The following is a 5,772-nucleotide window of genomic DNA, read 5'->3' as shown; positions in this document are numbered from 1 at the left end:
GTGAACCCCGGGGGCACCGGCAGCCCCAGGTTCGTCATCTCCGCGAGGTTGGCGCCCTTGCCGCCCAGCAGGTCCTTCTGGTCCTTGTCGCCCTCGGCGAAGTCGTAGACGAACTTCGTCATGATCGCGGTCTCCTGTCCCACCGCCCCGGACGGCGGCCCTCGACGACGCTGGCACCTCGGCGGCCGGGACACCACCGACCTCGACGGCCGGGGCGTCCTGCTTCGATCCAGAAGCCGCGACCGTCTCAGCCCGGCGGCGTGGCCTCCCCGTCCTTGGGAAGCAGCACCTCGCCCTCGAGGCCGTCCGGGTCGCGGAAGAACAGGCTCCAGGCGCCGCCGAAGTCGTTGACCGTCCCGTCCGACGCCCCGTGCGCGACGAGTCGGTCGCGGATCGTCTCGAACGCGTCCCGCGAGGCCGCGTGCAGCCCGAAGTGGTCGAGGCGCCCGCGGTGCCACATCGGGGTCTGCCGGTCGGCCTCGTCGCTGGAGGGGACCGTGAAGACGTTGAGCTCGGTGTGCGGCCCGATGCGGAAGACGGTCATGGTCTCCTCACCGTGCTGACCGTGCGGGCGGGTCTCGCCGATCTCGGCGTCGAACACCGCGGCGTAGAAGGCCCCGAGGCGCGCGGCGTCGTGGGTCAGGGTGGCGATGTGGTCGACGCCGTCGGTCAGCACGCGGGGGAGGGTCCCCCGTGCCCGCCGGGCCCGGCAACCTCCGCGCCGCTCCGCTTTCGCCGCGACCGTCCACGGGGCAGGCTGGGGCGTCCCGCACGCCGGGCCGCGCCGGCGCGGCCACGATCCCCAGGAGCGCTGCATGGTCGACGCCTCGATCGACGCGGACCCGGAGGGGACCCAGGAGTGGGAGGAGGCGCTCGAGTCGGTCCTGGCGGTGGAGGGTCCGCAGCGCGCCCACGACCTGCTCGGCGACCTGATCGCCCAGGCCCGCCGGGCGGGCGCGCCGGTGCCGTACTCGGCCACCACGCCGTACGTGAACACCATCCCGGTCGACGCCGAGCCGCCGCATCCGGGTGACCGGGCGGTGGAGCACCGCATCCGCTCGGTGATCCGCTGGAACGCGGTGGCGATGGTGCTGCGGGCGAACAAGGAGTCGTCCGAGCTCGGTGGGCACATCGCGAGCTTCCAGTCGGCGGCGACGCTCTACGACACCGGCTTCCAGCACTTCTGGCACGCGCCGTCCGAGGGCCACGGCGGCGACCTGGTGATGATGCAGGGCCACTCCTCGCCCGGGATCTATGCGCGGGCCTTCCTCGAGGGCCGGTTCACCGAGGAACAGATGGACGCCTTCCGGCAGGAGACCGGTGGGAACGGGCTCTCGTCGTACCCGCACCCGTGGCTGATGCCGGAGTTCTGGCAGTTCCCCACGGTGTCGATGGGCCTCGGCCCGCTCATGGCGATCTACCAGGCGCGGTTCCTCAAGTACCTGCACGGCCGGGGGCTGGCCGACACCGAGAACCGGCACGTGTGGGCCTTCCTCGGCGACGGCGAGATGGACGAGCCCGAGTCGCTGGGGGCGATCTCGCTGGCCGGGCGGGAGCACCTCGACAACCTGATCTTCGTCGTGAACTGCAACCTGCAGCGTCTCGACGGCCCGGTCCGCGGCAACGGCAAGATCATCCAGGAGCTGGAGGGCGTCTTCCGGGGCGCCGGGTGGAACGTCGTCAAGGTCATCTGGGGCAGCCGCTGGGACGAGCTGCTCAAGCGCGACACCACCGGCCGGCTGCACCAGCTGATGGAGGAGACCGTCGACGGCGAGTACCAGACGTACAAGTCCCGCGACGGTGCCTACGTCCGCGAGCACTTCTTCGGCAAGTACCCCGAGACCGCGGCGATGGTCGAGGACTGGACCGACGCCGAGATCTGGGCGCTGACCCGCGGCGGCCACGACCCGTCGAAGATCTACGCGGCGTACTCGGCCGCGGTGACCGAGCCGGACCGCCCGACGGTGATCCTCGCCAAGACCGTCAAGGGCTACGGCATGGGGGAGGCCGGCGAGGGCCAGAACATCTCCCACCAGCAGAAGAAGATGGCCGGCGAGCAGCTGCGGATCTTCCGCGACCGCTTCGAGCTGCCCGTCGCGGACGCCGACGTCGACTCGCTGCCCTACCTGCAGCTCGGCGAGGAGGAGTCGGAGTACCTGCTCCGCCACCGGGAGGCGCTCGGCGGGTCGCTCCCGGTCCGCCGTCGTCGTTCCGAGTCCCTGGAGGTGCCGGACCTCTCGGCGTTCGGGGCGCAGCTCGCGGGCTCCGGCGACCGGACGATCTCGACGACGATGGCCTTCGTCCGGGTGCTCAACACGCTGCTGCGCGACAAGAAGATCGGCAAGCGCGTGGTGCCGATCGTCCCCGACGAGTCCCGCACCTTCGGCATGGAGGGCATGTTCCGGCAGTTCGGGATCTTCTCCCGGGTGGGTCAGCTCTACGAGCCCGAGGACCAGGGTCAGCTGATGTCCTACCGGGAGGACAAGCGCGGTCAGCTGCTGCAGGAGGGCATCAACGAGCTCGGGGCGATGGCGTCGTGGATCGCCGCGGCGACGGCGTACTCCACCAGCGACGTCCCGATGATCCCGTTCTTCATCTACTACTCGATGTTCGGCTTCCAGCGGGTCGGGGACCTCGCCTGGGCGGCCGGTGACCTGCGGGCGCGCGGGTTCCTGCTGGGCGGCACCGCGGGCCGCACGACGCTGAACGGCGAGGGGCTGCAGCACGAGGACGGCCACTCGCACGTGTTCTCGTCGGTGATCCCCAACTGCGTCTCCTACGACCCGACGTTCGCCCACGAGGTCGCGGTGATCGTCGCCGACGGGCTGCGGCGGATGTACGTCGAGCAGGAGGACGTCTTCTACTACCTGACCCTGATGAACGAGAACTACACCCACCCGGCGATGCCGGGCCTGGGGACCGACGCCGAGGAGGCGACCCGGGAGGGGATCGTCCGGGGGCTCTACCTGCTCTCCGAGGGGGAGTCGCAGGGCGAGGCGGGGGAGAGGCCGCGGGTCCAGCTCATGGGCTCGGGGACGATCCTGCGCGAGGTGATGGCCGCCGCGGAGCTGCTCGAGTCCGACTGGGGCGTCGTCGCCGACGTGTGGAGCGCGCCGAGCTTCACCGAGCTGCGCCGCGACGGCATCGACGTCGAGCGGTGGAACATGCTGCACCCGACGGAGGAGCCGCGGCTCTCGTGGGTCGAGCAGCAGCTCGCCGGTCGGCCGACGGGCCCGGTCGTTGCGGCCACGGACTACGTGCGGGCCTTCCCCGACCAGATCCGGGCGTGGGTCGTCGACCGCCGGTTCGAGGTGCTCGGCACCGACGGCTTCGGCCGCTCGGACTACCGCCGGGCGCTGCGCGACTTCTTCGAGGTCGACCGCCGCTACGTGACGGTGGCGGCGCTCTCGGCGCTGGCCCGCGACGGCGTCGTCGAGGCCTCGGTGGTCGCCGACGCGATCGCGAAGTACGACATCGACCCCGACCGGCCCGCGCCGGCCCACGCCTGAGACCCGATCGGAGCCCCCTGCAGATGTCGGCCCCCGCCGCTACCCAGGTCACCGTCCCCGACATCGGGGACTTCTCCGACGTCCCGATCATCGAGGTGCACGTCTCGCCCGGCGACGTCATCGCCGTCGACGACCCGTTGCTCACCCTCGAGTCCGACAAGGCGACGATGGACGTGCCGTCCTCGCACGCCGGGACCGTCACCGAGGTGCTCGTCTCGGTGGGCGACGCCGTCAGCCAGGGCACGCCGGTCGTCGTGCTGGACGCGGGGGAGGGCGAGCCGGCCGAGGACGCCCCGGCGTCGCCGGAACCCGCCCGGGCGCACGAGATCGCCGACGCCGAGGCGACCGCGCAGGAGCCGGCGACCGAGACCGGCGCGGCGCCGGTCGGGTCGTCCCCGGCGCCGTCGTCGCCGTCGTCCACCTCGGGTGCCAACGGCGCGTCCGACCTGCCGGCCCACGCGGGGCCCAGCGTGCGCAAGCTCGCCCGGGAGTTCGGGGTCGACCTCGCGAGCGTCACGCCGTCCGGGCCGAAGGGCCGGATCACGAAGAACGACCTGCTGAGCTTCGTGCGGGGCGGGGACGGGGCCGAGGCGCCAGCGTCCGCGGCGGCCGCCGCGGCGCCGGCGCCGTCGGGCGGGTCCGGGATCCCGGAGGTGCCGGCGCAGGACTTCTCGGTGTTCGGGCCTGTCGAGACCCAGCAGCTCTCCCGGATCACCCGCATCTCCGGGCCGGCGCTGCACCGCTCCTGGCTCAACGTCCCGCACGTCACGCACAACGACGACGCGGACATCACCACCACCGACGCCTACCGCAAGGAGCTCGACACCGCCGCGAAGGCCGAGGGCTACCGGGTCACGCTGCTGGCGTTTCTGATGAAGGCCGCGGTGTCGGCGCTCAAGGCCTACCCGACGGTGAACGCCTCGCTCACCCCGGAGAAGGACGCGCTGATCCTCAAGCGCTACTACCACCTCGGGGTCGCCGTCGACACGCCCGGCGGGCTCGTCGTGCCGGTGATCCGCGACGTGGACCGCAAGGGGATCGTCGACCTGTCGAAGGAGCTCGGCGAGGTCTCCGCACGCGCCCGGGACGGCAAGCTCACCGCCGACGACATGCGCGGCGCGAGCTTCACGATCTCCTCGCTCGGGGGCATCGGCGGCACCGCGTTCACCCCGATCGTCAACGCCCCCGAGGTGGCCATCCTCGGCGTCGTGCGCTCCCGCGTGGCGCCGGTGTGGAACGGCACGGAGTTCGAACCCCGGACCCTGCTGCCGCTGTGCCTGTCCTACGACCACCGCGTCATCGACGGCGCACTGGCCGCCCGCTTCACCCGCCACCTCGCGCACACCATGGGCGACGAGCGCCGGCTGCTCCTCTAGGTGCCGAAGGCCCGTGAGCACTTTCCCGTGTCATACGGCGGATTACTGCTCACGAGCGCGAAGCGCACCTACCCGACGACATCGCAAGGAGACGGCATGGCCGGCGAGATCGTGGTCGAGGTCCCCGACATCGGCGACTTCACCGACGTCCCCGTCATCGAGGTGCACGTCGCGGTCGGCAGCGAAGTGGCGCTCGACGAGCCGCTGCTGACGCTGGAGTCCGACAAGGCGACGATGGACGTCCCCGCCGAGGTCGCGGGCACCGTGCGCGAGCTGCGGCTCGGCGTCGGCGACCGCGTCTCGCGGGGCAGCCCGATCCTGGTCCTCGACCCGGCCGGTGCCGCGGAGGAGGAGACCTCCACCCCGGCGCCCACGCAGAAGACCTCGACGGCCCCGACGCCGTCCGCGTCCGCGCACGTCCCCGCCGACGCGCCGGCGGCCGCCGACGACGGCGACGAGGACCGCCACGTCGGGCTGCTCGTGCTCGGCGCCGGCCCCGGCGGCTACACCGCCGCGTTCCGCGCGGCCGACCTCGGGCTCGAGGTCATGGTCGTCGACGGCCGCGACACCCTCGGCGGGGTGTGCCTCAACGTCGGCTGCATCCCGTCGAAGGCGCTGCTGCACGCCGCGAAGGTGATCGCCGAGACCAAGGAGATGTCCGAGCACGGGCTCTCGTTCGCCGCGCCGACGATCGACCTCGACAAGCTCCGGTCGTGGAAGGACGGCGTCGTCGGGAAGCTCGTCGGGGGCCTCGCCGGCCTGGCCAAGCAGCGCAAGGTCACGACGCTGCAGGGCACCGGCCGGTTCGTCTCGCCGCACCGCGTCGAGGTCACCGGCACGGACGGCTCGACGACCACGGTGGGGTTCGACCAGGCGATCGTCGCGGC

The 5,772-nt window shown here is 72.2% G+C and carries 4 protein-coding genes; 3 read left to right on the top strand and 1 reads right to left on the bottom strand.

Annotated features, from left to right (window positions below; genetic code table 11):
• Positions 1-247: 247 nt before the first annotated feature.
• Positions 248-676 (bottom strand): VOC family protein, encoded by a 429-nt coding sequence (locus AC0CYZ_RS26830; protein ID WP_472221058.1) that lies wholly within the window; start codon positions 674-676, stop codon positions 248-250.
• 139 nt (positions 677-815) lie between these two features.
• On the opposite strand from AC0CYZ_RS26830, the gene aceE reads away from it, so the two are divergent.
• From aceE to AC0CYZ_RS26815, 3 genes are all read left to right on the top strand, one after another.
• Complete coding sequence (gene aceE / locus AC0CYZ_RS26825) at positions 816-3,509, top strand: pyruvate dehydrogenase (acetyl-transferring), homodimeric type (protein WP_472221056.1); 2,694 nt, start codon at positions 816-818, stop codon at positions 3,507-3,509.
• 23 nt (positions 3,510-3,532) lie between these two features.
• Positions 3,533-4,885 carry a 2-oxo acid dehydrogenase subunit E2 gene (locus AC0CYZ_RS26820; RefSeq protein ID WP_472221054.1) on the top strand — a complete coding sequence of 451 codons (1,353 nt, stop codon included), beginning with the start codon at positions 3,533-3,535 and terminating at the stop codon, positions 4,883-4,885.
• 96 nt (positions 4,886-4,981) lie between these two features.
• The coding region (locus AC0CYZ_RS26815) for a biotin/lipoyl-containing protein (RefSeq protein ID WP_472221052.1) at positions 4,982-5,772 on the top strand (791 nt) is incomplete at its 3' end.

This window comes from Actinomycetospora sp. (assembly GCF_055612215.1).
Note: the sequence above shows the minus strand (reverse complement) of the source record. Positions and strands in the feature narration are given on the sequence as shown.